Consider the following 25,170-nt stretch of genomic DNA (forward strand, 5'->3'; position numbering starts at 1 on the left):
GATAAACCGTTAGCGGGCTAACTGCACGTCAACCAGCACGCTTTGTCGGCGGGTGCGTATGAGGGATACCGCTTCTTCCAGCACGCCGGGGAGATCTTCGGCCCGGGAAACCGACAGGGCCGCCGCGCGGCTGGAGGCGGCGATCGCGGCGAAATCCGGCGAGGTGGTAAAGGCGGTGGCTGGAATGGTTTCCGCGCGGGCCGCGTAGCCATCCGGGTAGAGCGCTTTGGTGCCGCCCGCGACGGCGCCCCACCCGCCGTTATTTCCGACCACGACGAGGACAGGGAGCTTCATTACCTCCGCAATATGGTGGCAGACCGCAGGGTTGGCGAACAGGTACGACCCGTCGCCGACGGCGGCAATAATCAGTTCTTCCCGGCGCGCAAGCTGCAGCCCCAGCGCGATGGGCAGGGCTTCGCCCAGGCCGCCGGCCAGCGCTTCCTGGTAATAGCTCTCGGCTTGGGTCAGTCCGGCAAACTGCGGCAGCGTGGTCAGTTCAGAAACGATCCGGCCGCGGTGTTGATTAGCCAGATGGCCGAGGCAGTAGCTGAGCCAGGGTTTGGTAATGGCCCCGGTCTGGCTGGCATGGAGAAGCGCGTCGCGCTGGTTTTTCTGTTGCTGGATGCGGCTCTGCGTATATGCCGCCCGCTCCGCCACATGCTGCTGGCGGGCGGCCTGCAGCGGGCGCAGCGCCTCTTCCAGCAGGCTGAAGACTTCATCGGTCTCGCCCGCCAGGTTGATGTCCGCGCGATAGCCGCGCACCGGGTAGCGGGAGAAGAGCGGATCGGGCCCCATCTGGATCACGGTGCAGTCCTGGCGACAGTCGCCCTCGGCGATCATCCATGGTGCCTGCGAGTCGACCACCAGAATCACATCGGCGTCAGCGAGCCAGACGCTGGGATCAGCCCCGGCGAGCAGGGGATTATCGGCGCTCAGGGTAACCTCGGTGCCCCAGTATTCCACCAGAGGGATCGCCCATTCGCGCACCAGACTATCGAGGCGCGCAAAGCCTTCCGCCGTTCGGGCGCCGCGCTGGGCGAAGATGACCGGGTGTCTGGCGCAGGCGATTGCCTCGGCTGCGCGGGCGATATCTTCCCGGACTGGCGCATAGCGGACCGGCTGCTGCGAAGGGCCAGCCTGCAGCGCGGCCTCATCGACGGCAAAGGTTTCGCACAGTGGCTCACGCGGTAAGCTCAGGTAGACCGGCCCTTTCGGCAGGGAGCTGGCAATCGCCCAGGCCCGGTCAACATGCTCGCCGATCTGATCGGCCAGCCGCAGTTCAAAATCCCACTTCACGGATTCACGGATCAGCGCCGCCTGGTCGCGCATCTCCTGGCCGTAGCCAATCGGCGTATTGCGGCAGCCGAAGTGGGAATGTTCGCTTATCGGCGTGCGGCCGCCAAAAATCAGCACCGGGATATTGCTGTTCGCCAGATTGATGACGCCGCAGGCGGCGTTGGCTAGCCCGACGTTGGTGTGAACCATCACCGCCTGCACCTTGCCGGTGCCGAGGTAATAGCCATGGGCCATGCCGATGGCGGCGTTTTCATGCGGGCAGATCACTAACTCCGGTACCTTTTGCCCGGTCGCCCGGGCCTTTGCCCAGGCTTCAATGACTGGAGGATAATCGGTGCCCGAGTTGATAAAAATATACGCCACGTCCAGCGCCTGCAGCCGATGCAGTAACAATTCAGCAGCCGATAATGTGATAGAGGCCATATTCTCTCCGTATTCACGCGGTGTAATCGCGGTAATTAAAAGGTTAAGAAAATAAATCCGCCCATCGTAATGATGGAGGCAATAATACTCAGCGCCATCGTCGAGGCCATTTCCTGCTCGCCGGTTTTATACTGCATAGCAATAATTATCGCGATGGAGCCTACCGGGATAGCCATCGTCAATACGACTTCCTTTATTTGCTCCATGCTGAAGCCCATTTTTAATAAAATGAGATAGCAGGCGCCGGGGACCAGAATATTGCGGGCGATAACGGTGATAATGGTAGCGGTGGTGATAACAATGCTGCGCGTATAGAGCACGATCCCGGCGGCAAACAGCGCCAGCCCGCCAGAGGCTTTGCCCAGCAGACCCAGCGACATCGAGATAGTCTGCGGAATATGGATATCCGCCAGCACGATGATCAGGGCGATTACCGGCGACCAGACCACGGGTTGTTTAATGGCGTTCACCACCCGTGCGCCAAAGGAAATATGCTGGCTCTTATCGCCGGTGGCGACCGACATCAGTATCATCACCAGCGGCAGCTGGAAGACGTTTTGCGTGATGCTGGACACGGTGATCAGCGACGCGCTGACGGTGCCAAATAAAAAGGCCAGCACTGAGGTGCCGATAAACGGGACTGCCGGCGAGCCGATGGCCAACGCCTGCAGCGTACTGAGGGCGAGGTCGCGTCGAAACAGATAGCGGGCGACCAGTAAGGGAATGACGAAGCTGAGAATCAGCGCCAGGATGATAGCCACGGCGACCGGGCCCATGGTCATGACGATGTGTCGCGGCGTCATCACCATATTGCTGAAAATACTTAGCGGCAATGCGTAGAGCATCACAATTTTATTGATGTCTCCCGCCTGCTGCCAGTTAAAGTCTTTTCGTTTACCGCTAATATAGCCGATGATGACGGTAATGATGACCGGTAATATAGCGCCTGAAATTAATAGAATATTGTTCTGTGTCATGGTGATATATTCTCATTATAAATTATCTTCGGTTCAGAAATGTGTTTTGCCGTGGGTGGTGAGATAAATAAACCCTTTTGAAGTATGCGTTCCGGTGATTTTTGAGCGTATTGATAGCGATATTTATTCGCTAAAAAAGGGCGCAGGGGAAATGCAAAAACCGTTTATTCAATGAGTAAATATCATGCCAATGAAATTTAAGCAGATTCAGGCATTTATTACCGTCGCCCGCGAAGGCAATATGACCCTGGCCGCAGAGAAAATGGGGATCACCCAGTCGGGACTGAGCCGACTGCTATTGAGCCTGGAAGCGGACCTGAGCGCATCCTTATTCGAACGACATAAGCACGGCATGGCGTTGAGCGAATATGGCAGCGCCTTTTTACCCTACGCGCTGACGATGCTGAATACCGAACAAAAGGCGCGCGAGGAAATTGAGCTCATCCGTGGCGCCGGGAAAGGCATTCTGCGGATTGGCTGCGTTTCCAGTCTGCTGACCAGCCATTTCATCGATAAGCTGGCGGCTTTCCATCAGCGCCATCCCCAGATCCATCTGCGGATCGTCGACCGCATTGACTCCGAGCTGTATAAGCTGTTGCTGATGCACGACATCGATATCGCCCTCTGCGGTCCCTTACCGCATGATGAGAAAATCGTGGTGCGGGGCAAAATTAACTGGCAGGACCGGATCTGCATCGTCGCCAGGCAGCACCACCCGCTGCATCAGGCGGCGGACGTCACCCTGGAGGCGATGTTGGACTATCCGTGGATCATGCCGCCGCCGTCTAGTACGCCAATGAACATCCTGGCTGATATCTTTCGCGCCCGGCAGTTGCCCTGTCCGCAGCCGGTTATTGAGTGCGCCTCATCCTCGGCCATTAAGGCCTTTCTGTGCGAGAGCGATCTGTTAACGTCGATGCCGGCCCCGGTTTACCGACACGAAGAAGCGCTTGGCCTGCTGCGCCCGTTTGAGCTCGAGGGCAGCGTTTTTATCCGGGATTTCTATGCCTACAGCCATTTCGGGGTTCTGTCCGGGGCAGCCCTGCAGTTGATTCAGCATCTGAAGCAGTGAGTCTGGTCGGGTATGGATATTAAGGTGTATGATAAATGCACCTTAAGAGCAGACGAAAGGCGGGGAGATGGGGAAGCGTATCGAACGGGAAAAAATGACGATTCAGCGGATGATTGCCCTCTACCAGCGGCGCAGTCCCGAGGCGCAGGCCGATGATGCGCACTATCAGGCGCTGAACGCCTACGCTGACAAGCGCCTTGATAAGTGCGTGTTTGGCGAGAATAAACCGGCCTGCAAGCAGTGTCCGGTGCACTGCTACCAGCCGGCGAAGCGCGAGGAGATGAAGCAGATTATGCGCTGGGCCGGGCCGCGGATGCTCTGGCGCCACCCGATCCTCACTATTCGCCATCTGCTGGACGACAGGCGCCCGGTGCCGCCGCTGCCGGAAAAATATCGACCGAAAAAATAGCGGCTTTCCCTGGTCAGCGCTGCGCAGCCGGGCGACAAGTCGTGCTCTTGTAGCCCCGGCAAGGCGTTAGCCGCCACCGGGGATAATTGCTGAAGTTTTCTGTTTCTGACTATCGCGGATCGTGCTTGCGACAAAGGCGACCACAAACAGCGCGGTAAACAGCACCACGATAGTCGGCGCTGGCGCGCTGTCGAGATAAAACGCCAGCCACACCCCTCCCGCCGAGCAGCCGATGGCCACCGCTACCGCCAGCAGCAGGGCGTGGATAAAGCGTCTCACCAGCAGAAGCGCGATCGCCCCGGGGGCAATCAGCAGCGAAATCGACAGAATAATCCCCACCGACTGCAGCGTCGCGACGATGGTCAGGGCGATCATGCACAGCAGGCCGTAGTGCAGCAGTCCGCCGCGCAGGCCGCTGGCTTTAGCCTGCGTTGGATCGAAGGCGTGCAGCAAAAAATCCCGCCATTTGAGACCGATAATCAACGCAATCACCAGCGCGATCGCCGTCGTTTGCCCAATATCGCGGAGGGATATTCCCAGCATATCGCCGAACAGAATATGGTCGAGATGAACATCGGACTGGATCGCTACGTACAGCACCAGTCCGGCGCCAAACATGCCGGAGAAGACAATCCCCATGATGGTATCGCGCTTGAGTCGGCTGTTATCGTCGAGAAAACCGGTCGTCACGGCGCACAGCAGACCGGCGATAAACGCGCCGATGGCGAAGGGGATGCCGATAATGTAGGCCAGCACCACGCCCGGAAAGACCGCGTGGCTCATGGCGTCGCCCATCAGCGCCCAGCCTTTGAGCACCAGAAACACCGACAGCAGCGCGCAGGGAATGGCGACGACGATCGATATCGCTATCGCATTGACCATAAAAGGAAACTGGAACGGGGCCAGGAACAGGTTCAGCATGCGGCCTCCCTGGCGCGGCGGCGGCTGGCCAGCAGGCCGTGCTTCGGCGCGAAGATAAAGGTGATGAGGAACAGCAGCGTTTGCGCGACCACGATAATGCCGCCGGTGGCGCCGTCGAGATAGTAGCTGAGCCAGGCGCCGAAGAAACTGGTCAGGCTGCCGATAGCCACGGCGATGGCCAGCAGGCGCGGGAAGCGATCGGTTAACAGCCACGCGGTGGCCCCGGGAGTGACCACCAGGCAGATGACCAGAAAGGCGCCGACGGTCTGCAGCGCCGCCACGGTGCAGGCGGCCAGCAGGGTAAAGAACAGCAGCTTCAGGCCGCGGGTGTTCAGGCCAATCGAGCGGGCGTGGTGTTCATCAAAGAAGGTCACCATCAGGTCTTTCCACTTCAGCAGCAGAATCGCCATTGAGATAAAGCCGATCGCCGCCAGCTGGATAATATCCTCCGGGGCGATGGCCAGAATATTGCCGAGGATGATGGTCTGGATATTCACCGACGTCGGATTCAGCGACACCATAAACAGCCCGATCCCGAAGAAGGAGGAGAAGATCAGCCCGATAATGGCATCCTCTTTTAGCCGCGAGCGCTGTTGCAAAAACAGCATGCTGCCCGCCGCCAGGCCGCCGGAGAGAAACGCGCCGAGCGCGAAGGGCAGGCCGAGCATATAGGCCCCGGCGACGCCGGGTACAATCGAGTGGGAGAGGGCGTCGCCAATCAGCGACCAGCCTTTGAGCATCAGGTAGCAGGAGAGAAAGGCGCAGACGCCGCCCACCAGCGCCGACACCCACATCGCATTGAGCATATAGTAATAGCCAAACGGCTCCAGCAGCCAGCTCATCGTGGGCCTCCCGCCGCGCGCCGGCTGATAAACGGCCGCTCGTCATCGGTGATAATTTGCGCTTCCGCGCCGGTCAGCGCGACGTGGCGCAGCACGCCGCTGAAAGCCCGCTCCAGATTCTCGGCAGTGAAGGTGGTTTCTGTCGGGCCGCTGGCCAGCACGGTGCCTTTCACCATCACCGTATAATCACAAAATTCACTCACTGACCCGAGGTTATGGGTGGAGACCAGCATGGTACAGCCCTCATCGCGGAGCTCGCGCAGCAGGCTGATGATCCGCGCTTCGGTCTGCACATCGACGCCGGTGAAAGGTTCATCCAGCAGGATCACCTGACCCTGCTGAGCGATGGCGCGGGCCAGAAAGACGCGCTTTTTCTGCCCGCCGGAGAGCTCGCCAATCTGCCGATGGCGGAACTCGCTCATGCCCACGCGGGCCAGCGCGGCATCGACAATCTCGCGATCGCGCGGCTTTGCCCGCCGCAGCCAGCCCATATGGCCGTAGCGGCCCATCATCACCACATCCTCCACCAGCACCGGGAAGGACCAGTCCACCTCTTCCGACTGCGGGACATAGGCGACCAGGTTTTGGCGCAGTGCGCGGTTGACCGGCTGGCCGAGTATGGCGATCTCGCCGTGACCAACGCGGACAAAGCCCATCAGCGCTTTAAACAGCGTGGATTTACCCGAGCCGTTAACCCCCACCAGCGCGGCAATGGAGCCGCGCGGCACGCTGAACGAGGCGTCGCGCAGGGCAGTGTGGCCGTTGCGCCAGGTGACGGTGAGCTGGTCGACATACAGTCCCGCTTGCGCTGCATTCATGGCTGCTTCCTCATCCCGTCCTGGATACCGTTGACGATGGTTTCGGTGGTGACGCGCAGCAGGTCGAGCCAGGTCGGCACCGGGCCGTCGGCGGCGCTCAGCGAATCGACATACAGCACGCCGCCGTAGTGGGCCCCGGCTTCCCGCGCCACCTGACGCGCCGGTTTATCGGAGATGGTGCTTTCGCTGAAGATGGTCGGGATGCGTTCTTTCTTCATGGTGTCGATAACCTTGCGCACCTGTTGCGGGGTGCCCTGCTGGTCGGCATTGATCGGCCACAGATACAGTTCGCGCAGGCCATAGTCGCGGGCCAGATAGGAGAAGGCTCCCTCGCTGGTGACCAGCCAGCGCTTATCCGCCGGCAGCTGCGCCAGTCTGGCCTGCAGCGGCGCCATCGTCTGACGGATCTTCTCTTTGTAGGCCTCGGCGTTACGGCGATAGGTGTCGGCGTGAGGCGGATCGTACTTCACCAGCGCATCGCGAATGTTATCGACATAGATCAGGGCGTTATCTGCCGACATCCAGGCATGGGGATTGGGCTTCCCGCTATAGGGGCCCGCGCTGATGCCCATCGGCTGGATCCCCTCGCTGACCACCACCTCCGGAACGCCCTGTAAGTGCTGATAAAAACGGGCAAACCACCGTTCGAGATTAAGCCCATTGCTGAGGATCAGCTGCGCCCCCTGCGCGCGTTTGATATCGCCGGGCGTGGGCTGGTAATCATGGATCTCCGCGCCCGGTTTAGTAATGGAGCTGACGACGGCGGCGTCGCCGGCCACGTTCTGCGCCATATCGGCGATAACCGTGAAGGTGGTGATAACCCTGAATTTCTCCTGCGCCGAGGCCGGCGTCGCGGCCAGCAGAGCCAGCGCGCTGGCCAGCAGCAATGATTTCAGCGGTGTCAGGTGTAGCATAGGATCCCTCGCAATGGTGTGGTTAATTTCCCAGCGTTTATAGCCATTGCTATGTTATATAGCACAAGCTATTTATAAATGAAAATAATTCTTATTTACATGCGTGGGTAATAATGAGCCCGGAAACGAAAGCGCGAAAAGGGGAGGTAAGTCTGGCCCGGCGCCAACCGGGCGAAGATCAAGAGATATCGGCGACCGACTGGCGCGGGATCAGGCGGCCAGCCAGCGAGCGGCCCTCGGCGGTGAAGGTTGGCCGGTCGTCAATCAGGCTGCGAATACGCTGAATACAGTTATCCAGCAGCGCCTCCAGTGGCCAGGAGATGCAGGTCAGCGGCGGGTAGAGCAGCGAGGCGAGCGGGGAATCCTCAAGGCTCAGCAGGGAGACCTCCTGCGGGACGGCGATGGTGAATTCGCGCAGCAGACGCATCGCCTCAGCCGCGTAGCGGTCGCGTTTAACGATAATGACTGAGTATTTACTGAAGCTGTTAATTAAGGTCAGCAGCGCCTGCTCGACGTCATCGTTGGCCGTCAGCACCAGCTGACGGTTAAAAGGAATGGAGTAGTTCTGCAGGACGTTGCGGTAGCCTTCCAGCATCTGACGGCTGGCATCGTCGCTATCGCTGTCCACCAGCAGGGCGATGTTGCGGTGTCCCTTGCCAATCACATAGCGGCAGGCGCTTTCGGTGGCAAAGGCGAAGTCATAGCCCTGGCTGTTGCTCCCGGCGACGCCGAAGCGGTCAAAGGCGATAACGTTGCGCGGCGCGTCGGCGGCAACGGCGCCCAGCACCACCACCGCCACGCACTGGCGCTGCAGATCGTCGATTACCGCCGCCTGCTCTACCGGGTCGCTGACGTACTGGACCAGCAGGCTTTTATTCAGCCCTTTCAGCGCCTGAGAGAGCAGCGGCAGCAGACGTGCGCCGTGGCTTTCGTCCTGCGCGGAAATCACCAGACCAACGTGGCTGGATGTCTGACTGGCGAGGTTTTGCGCGGCAAAGCTCGGGCGATAGTTGAGTTCTTCAACGGCCCGCAGCACAGCTTCCCGGCTCTCTTCGCGCACGCCCCGGGTGCCGGTCAGCACGCGGGATACCGTCGCTCTTGAGACATTCGCTAATCTTGAAACATCATCAATCGTTGGCATGGCTTTTTCTGTCTGAACATTTTCGCCTAGCTTAACATACCTGCTGAAAAAAGTGTCTACCGCGGCCCTTGCGCGGCGCCGGGAAGCCGGGGCAGCCAGGCCGCGCCGCGCACGCCGCTGGCGTCGCCGAAACGGGCCGGTTTGATCTGCGTGCGGCAGGTGTCGGAGAAGATCCACGGCACGATGGCGGCAGGCAGATCGCGATAGATCTGGCTGACGTTGGACAGACCGCCGCCCAGCACAATCACCTGCGGGTCGAGAATATTGATCACCGACGCCAGGCTGCGGGCAAAGGCATCGATAAAGTGTCGCCAGTGGGCCAGCGCGCGCGGATCGCCGTTTTGCGCCGCGGCGACAATGGCTTCCGCACGGGCTTGTTCCCCATAGCGGCGGGCGAAGCCGGTACCGGAGAGAAAGCTTTCGATGCAGTTCGTTTTGCCGCAGTAGCAGGGCTGCGGCGGGCCATCGCGCTCAGGAGTATAGCCCGGCAGCGGATTATGCCCCCACTCCCCGGCGATAGCGTTGGGGCCGCTGAGCAGCTGTTGATGAACGGCGATCCCGCCGCCGCAGCCGGTACCGATAATCACCCCGAAGACGGTGGTAGCTCCGGCGCCGGCGCCATCCACCGCCTCCGAAAGGGTGAAGCAGTCGGCATCGTTTGCCATCCACACCGGCTGGCCAAGCTGCTGCATGATATCCCGGCGCAGATCGTGACCGTTGAGCACCAGGCAGTTGCAGTTTTTAATGCGTCCGCTTTGCGGATCGATAGCCCCTGGCAGGCCGATCCCCAGGGTGAACGGCTGCGGGCTGACCGCGCGAATATCGGCAATCAGGGTCAGCAGCTGACGCATAAAGGCGTCATAGCTCTCTTTGTGGGTCGGCCGGCGCAGGCGCTGGACGCATTCGCCCGCCGGGTCCAGCAGTACGGCTTCCATTTTGGTGCCGCCAATATCTATTCCAAGATGTAACATAGTGACCTCGGGGAATCAGGCCCGGCCAGCGCGTCTGGCCGGGCAAGGCGCTAGGCGTGAAGCGGCTGCGCGCGGTAAATCGCAATCAGTTCGGCAATCAGCTCTTTCGCCAGAATGGATGTCATCAGGTGATCCTGAGCATGGACCATTACCAGCGTCATTTTGGTTTTTCCCTCGCCTTCGTCAGCTTCGATAAGCTGGGTCTGTACAAGGTGAGCTTCGCGGGAATAGTGCGCCGCTTCCTGCATTTTGGCGTCGGCGGTGGCGAAATCACCCGCTTTAGCGGCGTGCAGCGCTTCGTAGCACAGGCTACGTGACTGGCCGGCATTGATGATAATCCCCATCACCTGTTCTTCTAATTCCATGATTATCCTCTGAATCGTTAGCGTTAAGCGGTCTGCGCCGCGTTGTCAGCCTGGCCGACGGCGTTTTCACGCTCCTGGGCCAGCAGCTGTTTTTCGTAAGCTTTGAGAAATGGCAGGTACATCACCATGGCGGTGGCCATACAAATGAGGCACAGGATCACCGGGCTAAAGCTCCAGTTCGCCGCCCACGAGGCGCCGATAGGCGCCGGCGTTGTCCATGGCGTCATCGACACTACGCGGCTGACCAGGTCCAGCTTCAGCGCGAAGTACGCCAGGGTCGCGTTCACCATCGGCACCAGCACGAACGGCAGGAAAAATAGCGGGTTCATGATGATTGGCGCGCCGAAGAGGATCGGTTCGTTGATGTTAAATACGCCCGGCACGACCCCCATCCGGCCGATCGTCCGCAGATGCACGGCCTTGCTGCGCAGCAGCATCAGCGCCAGCGGCAGGGTGGAGCCGACGCCGCCGATCAGCAGATAGTGATCCCAGAAGCCCTGGACATAGATGTGCGGGATAGCGGTGCCAGCGGCCATGGCCGCCTGATTGACCGACAGGTTGGCCATCCAGAACGGGTTCATGATCCCGGTGACGATCAGCGCGCCGTGGATCCCGGCGAACCACAGCACCTGACAGACCAGCACCGACAGCAGGATCGCCGGCAGCGTATCGGAAGCCGCGACCAGCGGCTTCACCAGCGACATGATCGCTTCCGGAATGATCATCCCCAGCTGGGCTTCGATAAACAGGTTCAGCGGATGCAGCGTCAGAATGATCGCCAGCACCGGGATCAGGATTTCAAACGAGCGCGCCACCCCGGCAGGCACTTCCGGCGGCAGGCGAATGGTGATGTTATGCCGTTTGAGGAAGGCGTACAGCTCGGTGGAATAGATGGCCACCAGAATGGCGGTAAAGATCCCCTGACCGGAGAAGTAGGCAGTAGAGATCTGGCCATCTTTCAGCGGCGCGGCTACCAGCAGAAACGACATCAGCGACAGCATCCCGGCGGTCAGCGAGTCCAGATGATGGTGTTTGGCGAGGCTGGCGGCGATCCCGACGGCGATAAACAGGGTCATCACCCCCATGCTGAAGTTGAACGGCAGCATCAGCGCATCGCGATGATCGAGCGAAAATTGCAGCCAGGCGCGGGCAAACCCCCACGTCGTATCCGGAGAAAACGGCGGGAAGATAAACACCAACAGGAACGAGCCGACGATCATAAAGGGCAGGGCAGTGATAAAGCCATCGCGGATCGAGGTGACATATTTTTGCTGGCCGATCGCGCCGGCCATAGGCGTGATCTGCCGTTCGATCACGTCGATCAGTTTAGCGTACAGAGAGCTCATGATCTTTCCTTAGTTCTTGTTTTCGATAAGGGAAAGGGCGAAATCAAGGACCGCGGCGCCTTTTTGCATGCCGTAGTCCATCATATTGATGGGTTCGACGCGGATACCGTATTTATCCGCCTGTTTTTGCAGGTCCTGCTGCATGTATTTCACCTGCGGCCCCAGCAGCACCACCTGATAATGGCCAACCTGTTCGGCGAACTCCGCTACGCCATAGGCGTTGATCTCTACCGGCAGGCCCCGCTGTTCGGCTTCCGCAATCATTTTTTTCATCAGCAGGCTGGTGGACATGCCTGCTGAACAACACAACATAATTTTTTTCATAATTACCGCTCCTGATGAGGTTGGATGAGCGGACTATAGTCAAAATGGATGCATTACGGAAAGCGCTTTCCGTTTGTGGATTTATTAATTGTGACCATGATCACCTATGGCAGGCTTTCACTTTCCGGTGTTGTGGGCGATCATCCCGGCGAGACAACCATTCGCAAAGGTAGGAGTATGAACATTCAGTTAATGAATGTGGCCGTGGACATCATCGAGCAGCGGCTGGCGCCGCTGGCGAACGTTCTGACGCGCAACAACCACATTACGGCGATGCGCGATAGCTTTGCGCTGGCTATGCCCTTTGTGATTGTTGGCAGCCTGTTAGTTCCCATTTTGTTTCCGCCCGTTTCCATCGACGGCGCCTCGCGTTTCGGCCAGGTCTATTTGCTGCTGCGGCCTATCCTGCTGCCGACCTTTCAGCTAACCATTGGCCTGGTGGCGCTGATTGTTGCCTTCGGCGCCAGCGCCAGTCTCGCCAAGCAGTACCGTCTGCCGGAACGGCTCTGCGGTTTAACCGGGTGTCTGGCTTTTCTGCTGTTTATCGGCTTTCGCGAGACTGCGGTGAGCAATGTTTATCTCGGCGGTATGGGGATATTTACCGCCCTGATATCCAGCACCTATTCCATTGAGATAATTCGCTTTTTTTACAAAAAAGGCTGGTGTATTCGCTTGCCTGATGAAGTGCCGCTGATGACCCGCAATGGCTTTCAACTGCTGATCCCGCTGCTGGTGGTGATGCTGTCGATAAGCGTGATGAATGCCATACTGCTGCAGACCACCGGACGCATCGTACCGGAGTTGATCAGCGAAGCGGTGCGGCCGCTGGTGCTGGCGTCCGACACGCTGATGGCGGTACTTATCTCTTTATTTATCTGTAACTTACTCTGGTTTATCGGTATCCACGGCGCGCTGATCATCACCGGGATCATGAACCCCTTCTGGATGACCTATCTGTTTGAAAATCAGCAGGCGCTGGCGGCGGGTTCGCCAACGCTGCCGCATATTTATCTGCAGGGGTTCTGGGATTTTTACCTGCTGATCGGCGGTATTGGCTCCACTTTGCCTCTGGTGCTGATGGCGATGCGCAGCCGCTCGCGGCAGCTGAAAAGCGTGGCCAAGATTGGCCTGCTGCCGTCGCTGTTTAATATCAACGAGCCGATACTGTTTGGTTTTCCGGTGATCATGAACCCGGTTTTTTTACTGCCGTTTCTCTTTGTTCCGCTGATAAATGCCTGTATCGCATGGTATTTAACTCAGCTGGGTATCCTCGACCGCGCGGTGGCGATGCTGCCATGGTCGATGCCTTCCCCGCTGGGGGCGGCATGGTCGGCGAACGGCAGCTGGAAAAATTTGTGCATGAGCCTGTTCGCGATGTTTAACGCCTGGATGCTCTATCGCCCCTTCTTCAAAGTGTACGAACGTCAGCTCGCGGAAACCGAACGCTGATCCTCTCGCCGTCGGCGGCTTATCCCCCGGCGGCACCTGCTCATCTCCTCCTCCTTCCGCTCCACTGCCAGCGCCCGGCGGCATTCTTGTCATTTTATGTGATCAGTCTCACGAATATATTCGCCGCAGAGCTAATTTTGTGAACCAGATAGGCAATTATGGAAAGCGCTTTCCGTAAGTGGATGTACATTTCCGTTTTTGATCCGTAAATTTCCCCTCCGTTATCGGTTCGTGTTAACAAACATAACGTGGGAAAAAAATAATGATAAAGCTGAAACACTCAATACCTCTGGCTCTCCTCTCGCTGGCAGGGGCCAGCAGCCCGGCCTGCGCCGATCCGAAGTATGATTTTGCGCTGCATGGCTATATCCGCTCCGGGATCCTGGCGAACTCCGATGGCAACCGCGCGGACTCCGTCGGCCTGATGCCGGACGGTAAGTGGCGACTGGGCAACGAAGAAGACACCAAGATCGAACTGATCCCCACCGTGACGCTGACGGCGGACAGCGGCGTGGTGGCGAAAGTGCAGGCCAACCTCACTCACCAGTCGAAATGCACCTCCGACTGGAACTGTCAGGATGACGATGGCCATGACGTACAGTTTCGTGAAGGGTTCGCCGAGCTGAGCAATCTGGATTTTGCGCCGGAGATGACCTTCTGGGCCGGTAAGCGCTACAGCAGCTCCAACACCTCCAGCCATCAGTTCGACTGGGAGTACATTCAGTACAACGGCACCGGCGGCGGCTTCGACAACATGGATCTCGGCTTCGCCCGCTTCGACGCCGGGGTGTACGCCTTTTCACCCACCGATGAAACCAAAGCCTACCCGGTGGATAAGGGAGATCAGGGCTACCCGGATGACTATTCTCTCAACCTGTGGCTGAAAAAGATCGCGGGGACAGGCTTCGATCTGGAGCTGATCGGCCACCACATGAACCGTAACGAAAACCATCCAACTTCCGCCGAGAAGGGCTATGGCGTGACCGGTATTTATAACTTTGACGGCTTCTATGGTCTGACCGGAGGATACTCCCGCCTCGCATTGCAGTACGGGAAAGGGCTGGCGGCGGGTGACTCGCTGGGTAAAAACGGCTGGGGCTGGGCCAACCTGGAAAACACCCAGTCCTGGCGAGTGGTGCTGGATAGCGTGGCCTCGATGGGCGACCTGGAGATCTCGACCTTCGCTTTCTGGCAGAAAGATAAAAACTACCGCTGGTGGACAGAAGATGAAAATGGCTGGGGACGCTCGATGTGGGTCGCTGGTATCCGCCCTTATCATCAGATCACCCGCAACTTTGCCATGCAGTACGAGCTGGGCTACGAATACCTGGATGACAAAAACTACAAAGGAGTAAACGGCAAAGGCAAAGGCGGCCTGACCAAAGTCACCGTTGCGCCAACGCTGACCTTTGACTCCGGTTTCTGGGCGCGTCCGCAGCTGCGCTTCTTCGTCACCTACGCGAAGTGGGATAAAGGTGTCTCCGATGCATTAGACGGTAACTACAACTGGGATACCAATACCATCACCGCCGGCGGGTATTCCCGCAGTGGCTCTACCGACACCGTTAACTTCGGCGTACAGGCCGAGGTCTGGTTCTAAGGAGAGAGAACGATGAAGCCGATGAAAAACCTGCTGCTGATGGGGCTGCTGTCCGCGCTGGCGGCCGGCGGGGCGCTGGCCGCCGAGCGCTCGCACTTTACGCACTTTATCACTCGCGACGGCGCCACCCTCAAGGACGGCGACAAGGTGTTTCGTTTCGCCGGGATCCACGCGCCGGAGCTGCACCGCATTGAAGACGACGCCCGCGGCCCCTGCAGGGCAGACCCGCGCGGCTGGGGGCAATACTTTAAATGGCCAACGGCCCAGGAGCAGCAAAACTGGATCCAGGCGATGGTGCAAACCGGGGCGAAAGCCCAGCGCGTCTACGTGCTGTCGGTGCAGCAGGAATTTGATAAGGCCTGCGGGCGCGAGACCCATATTCTGGCGCCGGAAACGGCGGACGGCATGCCGCGGCTGAATGAGAAAGCCATGCGGGTGTATGACAACATGATTGCCGAAGCGGATAAACAGGGATTGCGTCTGATCCTGCCGTTTATCGACCACTGGTGGTGGTGGGGCGGGCGCGAGCAGCTGGCGGCGTTCTATCATGAAAAAGCGGAAGACTTTTATCGGACCGATAGCAAGACCTTCAAAGCCTATCTGGATGTGATCCGCCAGGTCATCACCCGGACAAATACCGTCACCGGCCGCGCCTATTATGATGAAAAGGCGATCATGGCCTGGGAAACCGGTAACGAGCTGGAGGATACCAACGCCGATTTCCTGCATCAGACCGCGGCGTGGATTAAAAAGTGGGCCCCTCATCAGCTGGTGGTGGATGGCACCTATAAGAAAATTAATCCGTTTGCGTTGACCGACCCCAATGTGGATATCGTCAGCAATCACTATTACACCAATGCCGATAATAACCATCCCGGGCAGGTGACGCAGGATCTGCGCGCCGTCGGCGGACAAAAAGTCTATCTCGTCGGCGAGTTTGGCCTGCTGCCGGCGGATCAACTGAACGCCATTATGCAGTCGATTGTTCACAGCGAGGTCAACGGGGCGCAAGCCGCCGGCGGGCTTATCTGGGGCTTCCGCGGCCATCGTCACGACGGCGGCTTCTACTGGCATAAGGAGTCGACCGAGCACTATAGCTACCACCTGCCGGGGTTTGCCAAAGAAGGCGAAGCGAACCAGGAGCAGGCGGTGGTCGATCTGGTGCGCACCGCCGCGGCGCAGATGGCCGGGCAGCAGACGATGGCGCCGCTACCGAAGCCGGAGGCGCCTTTGCTGCGCGAAACCACCTCGCCCTTCGCGATCAACTGGATGGGCGCTGCGGTGGGACGCAGCTACGATGTCGAACGCGCCGCCTCACCGACCGGGCCGTGGACGGTGGTGGGCCGGGATATCTCCGATGGCGTTAACGAATGGAATCCGGAAACCATGGTTCTGTTCCGCGACGATTATCGTCAGCTTCAGCTCGGGCACACGTATTACTACCGGGTGACGGCGAAAAACGAGAGCGGTCGTTCGGCCCCTTCCAATGTGATTAGCGTGCAGCATAGCGAGGAGAATCAGCCGCCGGTTGTCACGCTGGAACCGGCCCTAACCACCACGCAGGACCAGGGCGTCGAGCTTACGGCCAACTGGCAGGACGATGGCCTGCCGTCGCGAGAGGTTAAGGTGGGCTGGCAGCACGCCGGCGATGGCCAGGTGCATTTCTGCCATGCCGATCGGGCTCAAACCCGGGCCTGGTTTACGGCGCCAGGCACCTATGCGCTGACGTTCACGGCGGACGATGGGCTGTTGAAAAGCAGCAAAACCGTGACCGTGACGGTGGGCGAGGCGACGGGGAAAGCGCCAGCGGATTTTTGTCGTTATCACGGCGAAGTTTATGGCGTGGCTGAGGGGCGGCTGACGGTGATGAAGAGTGATAAAGACGCGCTGACAGTTGGTGAGGACGGCTTCCTCGGCCCATTTGCCAACGAGGGGGATAAGGTCAGCTGGCAGGTGCAGGCGCCGTGGAGCGGTCAGTTCCTGCTCAATGTAACCTTCAACGGCAAATGGGGCGGTAAGCAGAACTCGTTTGTCGTCAACGGGGTCGCTCCGCAGGCGGTGGCCTTCCCGCAGACGGATGAGCAGGGCCAGCAGTTGCGGATACCGGTGACGCTTAAAGCCGGGAGCAATCAGATTGACTTCGGCCGCTTCGCCGGCGACTGGGGCTATATGTTCATTAAATCGATCGAAGTGGTCGCTGAGTAGTACGTTCAGGCTGCGCCAGACGGGCGCAGCCTTTTTTCGAAGGAGAGGTTATGCAGCAGTATCAGTTTCCGCAAGGGTTCCTGTGGGGGGCGGCGGCGTCCGGCCCGCAAACGGAAGGGGTCACCAATAAGCGCCATCGTTCCATTTGGGACAGTTGGTTTGCCGAACAGCCGGAGCGATTTTATCAGCAGGTAGGGCCGCAGACCGTGTGTGATACTTATCATCAGTATCCGCAGGACGTAGCGCTGATGAAACAGACCGGCTTCAACTCATTTCGTACCTCGATACAGTGGTCACGACTGATCGCTGATTTGGAAACCGGCGCGCCGGACCCGGACGCGGTGCGTTTTTATCACGCCTATCTGGATGAGATGATCGCTAACGGCATTGAGCCGATGATCAATCTCTACCACTTTGATATGCCGGAAGCGCTGCAGAAACAGTACGGCGGCTTTGAATCGGCGCACGTAGCCGAGCTGTTTGCCCGCTTTGCCCGCACCGCCTTTAGCCTGTTTGGCCATAAGGTTAAATACTGGATAACCTTCAACGAGCCGATTGTGCCGGTTGAGGGAGGCTACCTGTACGACTTCCACTATCCATGTAAGAAAGATGGCCGGCTGGCGGCGCAGGTGGCGTTTAACATTATGCTGGCGCACGCCAAAGCGGTAACGGCTTATCGTGAACTGGCGCTGGCGGGCGAGATCGGCGTGGTGCTCAACCTGACCCCGAGCTATACCCTCACCGACAGCGACGCGGATAAAAAAGCCGCCGGGTATGCCGACCTGTTTTTTAACCGCAGCTTCCTTGACCCGCTGGTAAAACATGAATTCCCCAAAGCGCTGTGCGAGATCCTTGCCGCCCACGACTGCCTGCCGACGACCAGCAAAGACGACGCGGCGTTGATCCTCAGCGCGGATATCGATTTTCTTGGGGTAAACTATTACGTGCCGCGGCGGGTAAAAGCGCGTGAGAGCGAATATGACCTCGATTATTTCACCCCGGAATACTATTTCGAAAACGCGGTGAACCCGCAGGGCCGCTTTAATCCTTATCGTGATAACAACGAGATCCTGCCGCAGGCGATCTATGACATTGCCGCCAATATTCGCGATAACTACGGCAATATTAAGTGGTATCTCGCGGAAATCGGCATCGCGATGGATCGACAATCAGAGGGCGAGCCCGGGGCGGACGGGGTGATAGACGATACTTTCCGCATCCAGCTGATGGAGGAGCATCTGGTGCAGTTGCATCGGGCGATAGCCGACGGCGCGAACTGCTTTGGCGTGCACCAGTGGACGTTTATCGACAACTGGTCGTGGATCAATGCCTTCAAACGGCGCTACGGCTTCTGGCGACTGGATCTGGAGACCGGCGAGCGACAGATAAAACGCAATGCGCTGTGGTTTGCCGAACTGGCGACCAGCAACGGTTTTACCAGCGATAAATAGCGCGCTGCGCCAGCGCTCCCTCTCACCGGCGCGGAAAGGGGGAGCGCGCGAGGTTACACCAGTTCGTCTTTATTAATACCCAGCCGCTTCATGCGTGACAGGAGCGTGGTGCGCTTGAGCCCCAGCCGCTGGGCGGCGCCTTTCGGCCCGGCCACCACGCCGTTGCTCTCCTTCAGCACCCGGACGATCAGCTGATATTCATCCTCACCTTCCTCAGGCAGGACCGCCGGCGTCCGCGGGGCTTCCACGATATCCCGCTCCGGCAGGGAGAGCTGCAGTACGTTGCCGCGGGTGAGCAATACCGCCCGTTCGATAACGTTTTCCAGCTCGCGCACGTTGCCCGGCCACTCCATACGCGTCAGAGTGCGCAGGGTTTCCGCCGGAATGCTGTCGATATTGCGCCCCATGCGGCGGGCGATTTTAAAGGTAAACGCCTTCACCAGCAGCGGGATATCGTCGGGACGTTCACGCAGCGGCGGCAGATGGATCGGGAACACGTTGAGCCGGTAGTAGAGATCGCTACGGAATTCCCTGTCGATAACCATCTGCTTGAGATCGCGGTTGGTGGCGGCGATCAATCGAACGTCGGTCTGAATCAGCTTATTGCTCCCCAGACGTTCGAACTCCTGCTCCTGGAGGACGCGCAGCAGTTTGGGCTGCAGTTCCAGCGGCATATCGCCCACTTCATCGAGGAACAGGGAGCTTTTGTCCGCCAGTTCGAAGCGGCCGATACGCTGGGCGCTGGCCCCGGTGAACGCGCCGCGTTCGTGGCCGAACAGATCGCTCTCCAGCAGCCCGGCGGGCATCGCCGCGCAGTTCATCTTCACCATCCGCCGACCGTTGCGTCCGCTGAGGTTGTGGATAGCGCGGGCGATAAGCTCTTTGCCGGTGCCGGTTTCGCCGAGGATCAGCACGGTGCTGTCGCTCTGCGCCACCATCTCTACCTGCTTGAGCACATTGTTCATCGCCTCGCTGCGGCCGATAATCTCCCCGAATTCGCTCTCGACATTATTGAGCTGCTCGGTGAGGGCGAGGTTCTCATCCACCAGCCGCTCTTTCAGGCGCTGAATTTCGCGGTAGGCGAGGGCGTTATCGATAGCGATCGACACCCGCTCGGCGATCTGCCGCAGCAGCTTGAGATTGGTGGTGGTGAAGACCTGTTCGTCGCACTGCGCCAGCTTAAGCACCCCGAGCAGGGTATTGCCGGACATCAGCGGCAGCAGGCACAGGGTCTGGATCTTATTGCCCCACATCTCGAAGAGCATTTTCTCATACGGCGCGAGAGTGTCATGTTCGTGCAGATTAAGCAGCAGCATCTCTTTGCTTTTGAACACGCGCTCGGTGAGGGTGCCGGCTTCATCCACCTCGCTCTGGTCGTGAACCGGGTGGCTGGCGTCAAGATAATGCGTGGAATAGATGTTGAGCTTCCCCTTGCGGTCGCTGCGCAGCACCACGCTGATGGCGTCGATCCGGAAGTAGCGATGGATCTCTTTCGCCACCTCGCTGACCAGCTCGTCGATATCCAGTCGCGAGAGCACCGCGTTGGTGATCGCCACCAGGATGCGAAAGTTGTCGCGCTCGTGGCACAGCAGATCGTAATCGACGTTATTGCTGACCCGGTTCTGAATCTGTTCGGTGACGACGGCGACGATCTGCGCGAAGGTATGCAGCCGCTGGAACTCTTTCTCGCTCCACGGCCGGTTGTCACGGCGGAGGAATTCGCAACCGCCGAAGATCCGCCCGTCCGCCGCCAGCGGCAGCAGCGAGTAGTAACCGAACGGATGATACAGTCCGCTGCGGATAAGCTGCGGCCAGGTATCGGCAAAGGTTTCATGATCGCAATGCAGGGCATCCGGCCGGGAGAGTAAGCGACGCACCGGACCGTGGGCCAGGACGGTTTCATCCTCGTAGCTTACCGGATGGCCGGCCTCATCGCAGGCGTACCTGGCCGCGCGGTGATTACCCGCGTTCCACAGGATGATGGCCGCCTCATCGGCCAGCGCGGACTGTTGCACCAGACGGGTCAGGGTTTCGCTTAGCGCGGCCAGGTCGGGCTGCTGTAATAAAAGCTGGGTGATATCGAACAGCCCCTGCTGGCCGAGATCGCTCATCGGTGTATACGACATTGCTTACGTCCAAAACGCGCCGACAACGCGGCGCATAAGAAAATGATGGTACAAATAATAGTATGTTAATAAAGCGGTTATTGCCGCTTTAACCCATCCATGGGCGCCCGCTGGTTTGGGCAAAATAATTACGCTGGCTTTTTCCCGGCTCGCGCTGCGCTTAGCCGGGCTACATGTGCGCGCAGTTTTGTAGCCCGGATAAGGCGCCAGCCGCTATCCGGGACCCGACGCCGTCGTTAACAAATTCTCGGCAGCGGTTCGGCGTGGGGAAGATCGAGCGTCCGCTTCACGCCGTACAGCCCAACGGAACGTACGCCCGGGCGGGCGACCACTTCGCCGATTATCGCCGCATCGCGTCCTAACGCGTGAGACCGCAAATGCGCCAGCACGTTTTCCGCCTCGTCGCGGGCGACGGCGAGCACCAGCTTGCCTTCATTGGCGAAGTTCAGGGCGTCCAGACCAAGCAGCTCGCAGACGCCGCGCACCGTGTCGTTGACCGGCAGCGTTGCCTCCTGCAGTTCGATGCCGCAGCCGCTGGCGGCGGCGAACTCATGGGCGACCGCGTTAACCCCGCCGCGGGTGGCGTCGCGCAGGGCTTTCACTCCGCTCAGCGGGCGCAGGGTCTGGATAAGCGGCGTCAGCACCGCGCAGTCGCTGGACAGCGCGCCGTCCAGCCCCATCTGCTCGCGCAGGTTAAGGATGGTGGCGCCATGATCCCCCAGCGTGCCGCTGACCAGCAGCACATCACCGGCGCTAATCTGCTGCGTCCCCCAGTGAACGTCCGCCGGGATGGCGCCGATGCCGGCGGTGTTAATAAACAGCTTATCCGCCGCGCCGCGCGGCACCACTTTAGTGTCGCCGGTGACGATGGCGATCCCTGCCGCCCGGGCGGTGTCGGCCATGCTGGCGACCACCGCTTCCAGGGTGGCCATCTCCAGCCCCTCTTCGAGAATAAAGCCGCAGGAAAGATAGCGCGGGATGGCGCCGCTGACCGCCACATCGTTGGCGGTACCGCAGACGGCCAGCTTGCCGATATTGCCGCCGGGAAAGAACAGCGGGTCAATCACGTAGCTGTCGGTGGAGAAGGCGAGGCGGTCCCCCTGGGCGGCGAGCGCCGCCAGATCGAGGCGCGCCTGATCCTCCTGCTCCGCCAGCCAGGGGTTGGCGAAGGCCTGCATAAACAGGTCGCCGATCAGCTGCTGCATTGCCTGTCCCCCGCTACCGTGGGCTAACTGGACGCTTTTCATACTTCATTTTCCTGACTGCGATATTGATACCAGGCGGCGCAGGCCCCTTCAGAGGAGACCATTAGCGCGCCAAAGGCGCTTTGCGGATTGCAGGTGCTGGCGAAGAGCGGGCACTGGTGCGGTTTACAGCGGCCGGTCAGCACCTCGCCGCAGCGGGCGCGCGGGTCGTCGCACACGCGCTGCGGCGCCGGGCGAAAATGCGCCTCGGCATCGAAGCGCTGATAGGCTGGCGTAAGCTGCACGCCGGAGTCGCTGATGACCCCCAGGCCGCGCCATTCGCTGTCGCCATCCAGGCGGAAGACGTCGGCCATCGCCGCCTGCGCCAGCGGGTTGCCCTCATCCGGCACCACGCGACGGTACTGATTTTCCACATCGCTGCGCTGCGCTATTGTCTGCTCAACCAGCATCACCGCGCCTTGCAGTAGATCAAGCGGTTCGAAACCGGCGACCACTAAAGGACGGTGATAGTCGCTGGCGATAAAGCCGTAGGCCTCGGTGCCGATCACCATACTGACGTGGCCCGGGGCGAGAAAGGCGTCGATTCCGTTCTCCGGCTGGTCCAGCAGGCTGCGCAGGGTCGGCAGCAGGGTGATGTGCTGGCAGAAAAAGTAGAAGTTATCGACGTTGCGCTCTCGCGCCTGACGCAGGGTCAGGGCGGTAGCGGGCATGGTGGTTTCGAAACCGAGACCAAAAAAGACCACCTCGCGCTGCGGATTTTGCTGCGCCAGCCGCAGAGCGTCCATCGGCGAGTAAACGATGCGGACATCGGCGCCGCGGGCTTTCGCCTGCAGAAGCGAGCCGTTTTTACCCGGCACGCGCATGGCGTCGCCGAAGGTGCAGAAGATCACTCCCGGGCGGCTGGCAATCTCAATGCAGGCATCGATGCGCCCCATCGGCAGGACGCACACCGGGCAGCCGGGACCATGAATAAATTCGATGTTCTCCGGCAACAGTTGGTCGAGCCCGAATTTAAAAATGGCATGGGTATGGCCGCCGCAGACCTCCATGATGCGCAGCGGTCGCGCGGCGGTGTGCGGCAGCAGACGAGCACGCTGCTGAAGATGGGCCACCAGCTGCATCACCTGTTCGGGGGCGCGGTATTCATCTACGTAACGCATTATCGCTCCTCGCCGTACAGCAGCGCGCCGACGTCCGGCTCCACGTCAAACATATTTTGCAGCGCCTCGAGGGTGTCGCGGGCTTCGGCTTCATTAATGACGCTCATGGCGAAGCCGACATGCACCAGCACCCACTGGCCGAGCCGCGGCTGGCCCTGCTCATCAACGGCGCCGACCAGCGTCAGGTCGACGTCGCGCTGAATACCGCAAACTTCCACCTTCGCCAGCACGCCGTCGATGGCGCAAATTTGTCCCGGAATGCCTATGCACATCGCTGCGTCTCCAGCCAGGTAAGCCACTGCTCCATGCCTTCGCCGCTGGTGGCGGAGACAAGAATAATTTCAATATGCGGATTGACCTCGCGGGCGCAGGCCAGGCACCGCTCAACGTCGAAATTGAGATACGGCAGCAGGTCGACTTTGTTGAGCAGCATCAGGCTGGCGGCGGCGAACATATGCGGATACTTCAGCGGTTTGTCTTCGCCTTCGGTGACCGACAGCACCGCCACCTTATGGCGCTCGCCGAGATCAAAGCTGGCCGGGCAGACCAGGTTGCCGACGTTTTCGATAAACAGAATGCCGCGGTCAGCCAGCGGCAGGCGCGGGGCGGCGTCGGCGATCATCTGGGCGTCGAGATGGCAGCCTTTCCCGGTATTGACCTGAATCGCCGGGGTGCCGGTGGCGCGAATGCGGGCGGCGTCATTGACCGTTTGCTGATCGCCTTCAATCACCGCGCAGTCGGCGCGTCCTTTCAGCCGGGTGAGGGTTTCGGTGAGCAGGGTGGTTTTGCCGGAGCCGGGGCTGGAAACCAGATTCAGCACCAGCTGCTGTTTTGCTGCGAAGCGTGCGCGGTTGCGTGCCGCCAGGCGGTTGTTTTTATCCAGCACGTCGATCTCCACTTCCAGCATCCGCCGCTGGCTCTGCCCCGGGGCGTGGGTACCCGCTTCGCCGTGGCCGTAATGCAGGTCGCCCTCTGGCGTGCGGGTGGGGGTGAAGTGGTCGATTTTGACACCGGTGATGGTCATCGTCTGGCGTGGGGCGGGCGCGAAGGGGGCGCTGCGGAACGCGGAATGCGGGTTTCGTTCGTCTCCTTCAATATAGAGGTTGCCTTCGCCACAGCCGCATGTTGTACACATAATTTACTCCAATTCTAAACGCTGAATCTGTAAGCCATCATCCGCCACGATCTGCAGCTGGTCGTTATTGCAGTGCGGGCAGCGGCGAACGTGCTGCGAGACAAGATGGACGTACTGCTGACAGCGATCGCACCAGCATTCAGCCTGTTGTTCGGCGATATGCAGTTCGCACCCCTCCGCCAGCGTGCCGCGGCAGACCAGCTCAAAGCAGAAGGTCAGGGCGCTGGCTTCCACGCAGGAAAATGCGCCGACCTTGAGCCACACGCCGGTAACCCGCCGCGCGCCGGCCTGCTGCGCCTGTTGTTCAATAATTTCCAGCGCCCGCTGGCTGAGGGTGATTTCGTGCATAGTCGCCTCCGTATCGCGATGCGCCTTCTATGCAATAACGATGCCAGAATGAAATCGTCGTGGCAGTCAATGTCGATGTCGACGCCCCGGGGCTGTCATCGACATGTCGTATCGGCAGAGGGCGATATAAAAACATAGTTAAATCAATTAAATAAAATCTGGCATGAAAAATGCTTAGAGGGTGCATCTCATGCTACGGAGAAACCGATATGACTATTTGGGAAATAAGTGAAAAGGCGGATTACATCGCCGACCGTCACCGGCAGCAGCAGGAGCAGTGGCACATCTACTGTAACTCGCTGGTTCAGGGGATCACCTTGTCGAAGGCCCGCCTGCATCACGCGATGAGCTGCGCGCCGGACAAAGAGCTGTGCTTCGTGCTGTTCGGCCATTTTCAGGTGTTCGTCGCCCTCGCGGAAGGCTTCAACAGCCACACCATCGAGTACTACGTCGAAAACAAAAACGGCGGTGATAAGTATCTGATTGCTCAGGCCACCCTCGCAATGGATGGCACGGTGGACGGCCGCATCAGCAACCGCTCCCGCGACCAGGTGCTGGAGCACTATCTGGCGATTATCGCCACCGTCTATGACCGTCTGTATGACGCCATGGAACAAGACCAACCGGTGGATTTAAGCCATCTGGCGCTGACCCACTGATCGTAAGGTGTCG

At 59.5% G+C, this 25,170-nt stretch carries 24 protein-coding genes; 7 read left to right on the forward strand and 17 right to left on the reverse strand.

Features of this window, described 5'->3' with window-relative positions:
* Positions 1–9: 9 nt before the first annotated feature.
* Together KB892_RS03970 and KB892_RS03975 are read right to left on the reverse strand one after the other, a co-directional pair.
* Positions 10–1,719 (reverse strand): thiamine pyrophosphate-requiring protein, encoded by a 1,710-nt coding sequence (locus KB892_RS03970; RefSeq protein ID WP_002915043.1) that lies wholly within the window; start codon positions 1,717–1,719, stop codon positions 10–12.
* Positions 1,720–1,754: 35 nt separating this feature from the next.
* Positions 1,755–2,696 (reverse strand): AEC family transporter, encoded by a 942-nt coding sequence (locus tag KB892_RS03975; RefSeq protein WP_002915041.1) that lies wholly within the window; start codon positions 2,694–2,696, stop codon positions 1,755–1,757.
* Positions 2,697–2,880: 184 nt separating this feature from the next.
* Here KB892_RS03975 and KB892_RS03980 point away from each other — a divergent pair, with 184 nt between their 5' ends.
* Together KB892_RS03980 and KB892_RS03985 are read left to right on the forward strand one after the other, a co-directional pair.
* Positions 2,881–3,768: a LysR family transcriptional regulator gene (locus KB892_RS03980; RefSeq protein WP_004151056.1), complete on the forward strand. Its 888-nt coding sequence runs from the start codon at positions 2,881–2,883 to the stop codon at positions 3,766–3,768.
* 67 nt (positions 3,769–3,835) lie between these two features.
* Positions 3,836–4,177 (forward strand): nitrous oxide-stimulated promoter family protein, encoded by a 342-nt coding sequence (locus KB892_RS03985; RefSeq protein ID WP_002915037.1) that lies wholly within the window; start codon positions 3,836–3,838, stop codon positions 4,175–4,177.
* A 66-nt stretch (positions 4,178–4,243) separates the two neighbouring features.
* Here the strand turns inward: KB892_RS03985 and KB892_RS03990 are convergent, their stop codons facing one another.
* The 9 genes from KB892_RS03990 to KB892_RS04030 form a co-directional block, all read right to left on the reverse strand.
* Positions 4,244–5,098 (reverse strand): metal ABC transporter permease, encoded by an 855-nt coding sequence (locus KB892_RS03990; RefSeq protein WP_002915035.1) that lies wholly within the window; start codon positions 5,096–5,098, stop codon positions 4,244–4,246.
* A complete protein-coding gene (gene sitC / locus KB892_RS03995; RefSeq protein WP_004151054.1) occupies positions 5,092–5,940 on the reverse strand; it encodes an iron/manganese ABC transporter permease subunit SitC in 849 nt (282 codons plus the stop codon). The genes KB892_RS03990 and sitC overlap by 7 nt, the downstream gene beginning before the upstream one ends.
* Entirely contained in the window at positions 5,937–6,758 is an 822-nt protein-coding gene (locus tag KB892_RS04000) for a manganese/iron ABC transporter ATP-binding protein (protein WP_002915033.1), read from the reverse strand. Before KB892_RS04000 ends, sitC begins: the two co-directional genes overlap by 4 nt.
* Complete coding sequence (locus KB892_RS04005) at positions 6,755–7,672, reverse strand: metal ABC transporter substrate-binding protein (protein ID WP_002915032.1); 918 nt, start codon at positions 7,670–7,672, stop codon at positions 6,755–6,757. Before KB892_RS04005 ends, KB892_RS04000 begins: the two co-directional genes overlap by 4 nt.
* 178 nt (positions 7,673–7,850) lie before the next feature.
* The gene (locus KB892_RS04010; RefSeq protein ID WP_002915031.1) at positions 7,851–8,813 is read right to left on the reverse strand and encodes a LacI family DNA-binding transcriptional regulator; all 963 of its coding nucleotides are present in this window, start codon (positions 8,811–8,813) and stop codon (positions 7,851–7,853) included.
* Positions 8,814–8,869: 56 nt separating this feature from the next.
* Positions 8,870–9,784, reverse strand: a complete 915-nt coding sequence (locus KB892_RS04015; RefSeq protein WP_004151053.1) for an ROK family protein — start codon at positions 9,782–9,784, stop codon at positions 8,870–8,872.
* 50 nt (positions 9,785–9,834) lie between these two features.
* Entirely contained in the window at positions 9,835–10,149 is a 315-nt protein-coding gene (locus KB892_RS04020) for a PTS lactose/cellobiose transporter subunit IIA (protein ID WP_002914983.1), read from the reverse strand.
* A gap of 23 nt (positions 10,150–10,172) precedes the next feature.
* Positions 10,173–11,495, reverse strand: coding sequence for a PTS cellobiose transporter subunit IIC (locus KB892_RS04025; RefSeq protein WP_002914981.1), 1,323 nt, complete (start codon positions 11,493–11,495; stop codon positions 10,173–10,175).
* A gap of 9 nt (positions 11,496–11,504) precedes the next feature.
* The gene (locus KB892_RS04030; RefSeq protein WP_002914979.1) at positions 11,505–11,819 is read right to left on the reverse strand and encodes a PTS sugar transporter subunit IIB; all 315 of its coding nucleotides are present in this window, start codon (positions 11,817–11,819) and stop codon (positions 11,505–11,507) included.
* A gap of 177 nt (positions 11,820–11,996) precedes the next feature.
* Here KB892_RS04030 and KB892_RS04035 point away from each other — a divergent pair, with 177 nt between their 5' ends.
* The 4 genes from KB892_RS04035 (at position 11,997) to KB892_RS04050 (ending at position 18,524) form a co-directional block, all read left to right on the forward strand.
* Positions 11,997–13,268, forward strand: coding sequence for a PTS sugar transporter subunit IIC (locus KB892_RS04035; protein ID WP_004151052.1), 1,272 nt, complete (start codon positions 11,997–11,999; stop codon positions 13,266–13,268).
* Between the two features lie 262 nt (positions 13,269–13,530).
* Positions 13,531–14,868: a maltoporin gene (locus KB892_RS04040; RefSeq protein WP_002914972.1), complete on the forward strand. Its 1,338-nt coding sequence runs from the start codon at positions 13,531–13,533 to the stop codon at positions 14,866–14,868.
* A 12-nt stretch (positions 14,869–14,880) separates the two neighbouring features.
* The gene (locus tag KB892_RS04045; RefSeq protein ID WP_004151051.1) at positions 14,881–17,073 is read left to right on the forward strand and encodes a CBM35 domain-containing protein; all 2,193 of its coding nucleotides are present in this window, start codon (positions 14,881–14,883) and stop codon (positions 17,071–17,073) included.
* Positions 17,074–17,123: 50 nt separating this feature from the next.
* Entirely contained in the window at positions 17,124–18,524 is a 1,401-nt protein-coding gene (locus tag KB892_RS04050) for a glycoside hydrolase family 1 protein (RefSeq protein ID WP_002914970.1), read from the forward strand.
* A 53-nt stretch (positions 18,525–18,577) separates the two neighbouring features.
* Here KB892_RS04050 and flhA read toward each other — a convergent pair whose 3' ends face one another.
* The 6 genes from flhA to hypA all read right to left on the reverse strand — a co-directional run bounded on the left by flhA (position 18,578) and on the right by hypA (position 24,498).
* Positions 18,578–20,650: a formate hydrogenlyase transcriptional activator FlhA gene (flhA, locus tag KB892_RS04055; protein ID WP_062954960.1), complete on the reverse strand. Its 2,073-nt coding sequence runs from the start codon at positions 20,648–20,650 to the stop codon at positions 18,578–18,580.
* Positions 20,651–20,886: 236 nt separating this feature from the next.
* Positions 20,887–21,897, reverse strand: a complete 1,011-nt coding sequence (gene hypE, locus KB892_RS04060) for a hydrogenase expression/formation protein HypE (protein ID WP_004151049.1) — start codon at positions 21,895–21,897, stop codon at positions 20,887–20,889.
* On the reverse strand, positions 21,894–23,015 hold the full coding sequence (hypD, locus tag KB892_RS04065) for a hydrogenase formation protein HypD (protein ID WP_004151048.1): 1,122 nt from the start codon (positions 23,013–23,015) through the stop codon (positions 21,894–21,896). Before hypD ends, hypE begins: the two co-directional genes overlap by 4 nt.
* Complete coding sequence (locus tag KB892_RS04070; RefSeq protein WP_002914934.1) at positions 23,015–23,287, reverse strand: HypC/HybG/HupF family hydrogenase formation chaperone; 273 nt, start codon at positions 23,285–23,287, stop codon at positions 23,015–23,017. The genes hypD and KB892_RS04070 overlap by 1 nt, the downstream gene beginning before the upstream one ends.
* A complete protein-coding gene (hypB, locus tag KB892_RS04075) occupies positions 23,278–24,150 on the reverse strand; it encodes a hydrogenase nickel incorporation protein HypB (protein ID WP_002914931.1) in 873 nt (290 codons plus the stop codon). The genes KB892_RS04070 and hypB overlap by 10 nt, the downstream gene beginning before the upstream one ends.
* Before the next feature lie 3 nt (positions 24,151–24,153).
* Positions 24,154–24,498: a hydrogenase maturation nickel metallochaperone HypA gene (gene hypA, locus KB892_RS04080; protein ID WP_002914928.1), complete on the reverse strand. Its 345-nt coding sequence runs from the start codon at positions 24,496–24,498 to the stop codon at positions 24,154–24,156.
* A gap of 209 nt (positions 24,499–24,707) precedes the next feature.
* Here hypA and hycA point away from each other — a divergent pair, with 209 nt between their 5' ends.
* Entirely contained in the window at positions 24,708–25,157 is a 450-nt protein-coding gene (hycA, locus tag KB892_RS04085; protein WP_002914925.1) for a formate hydrogenlyase regulator HycA, read from the forward strand.
* Positions 25,158–25,170 lie beyond the last annotated feature (13 nt).

This window comes from Klebsiella sp. P1927 (assembly GCF_018204675.1).
Lineage (GTDB): Bacteria > Pseudomonadota > Gammaproteobacteria > Enterobacterales > Enterobacteriaceae > Klebsiella > Klebsiella pneumoniae.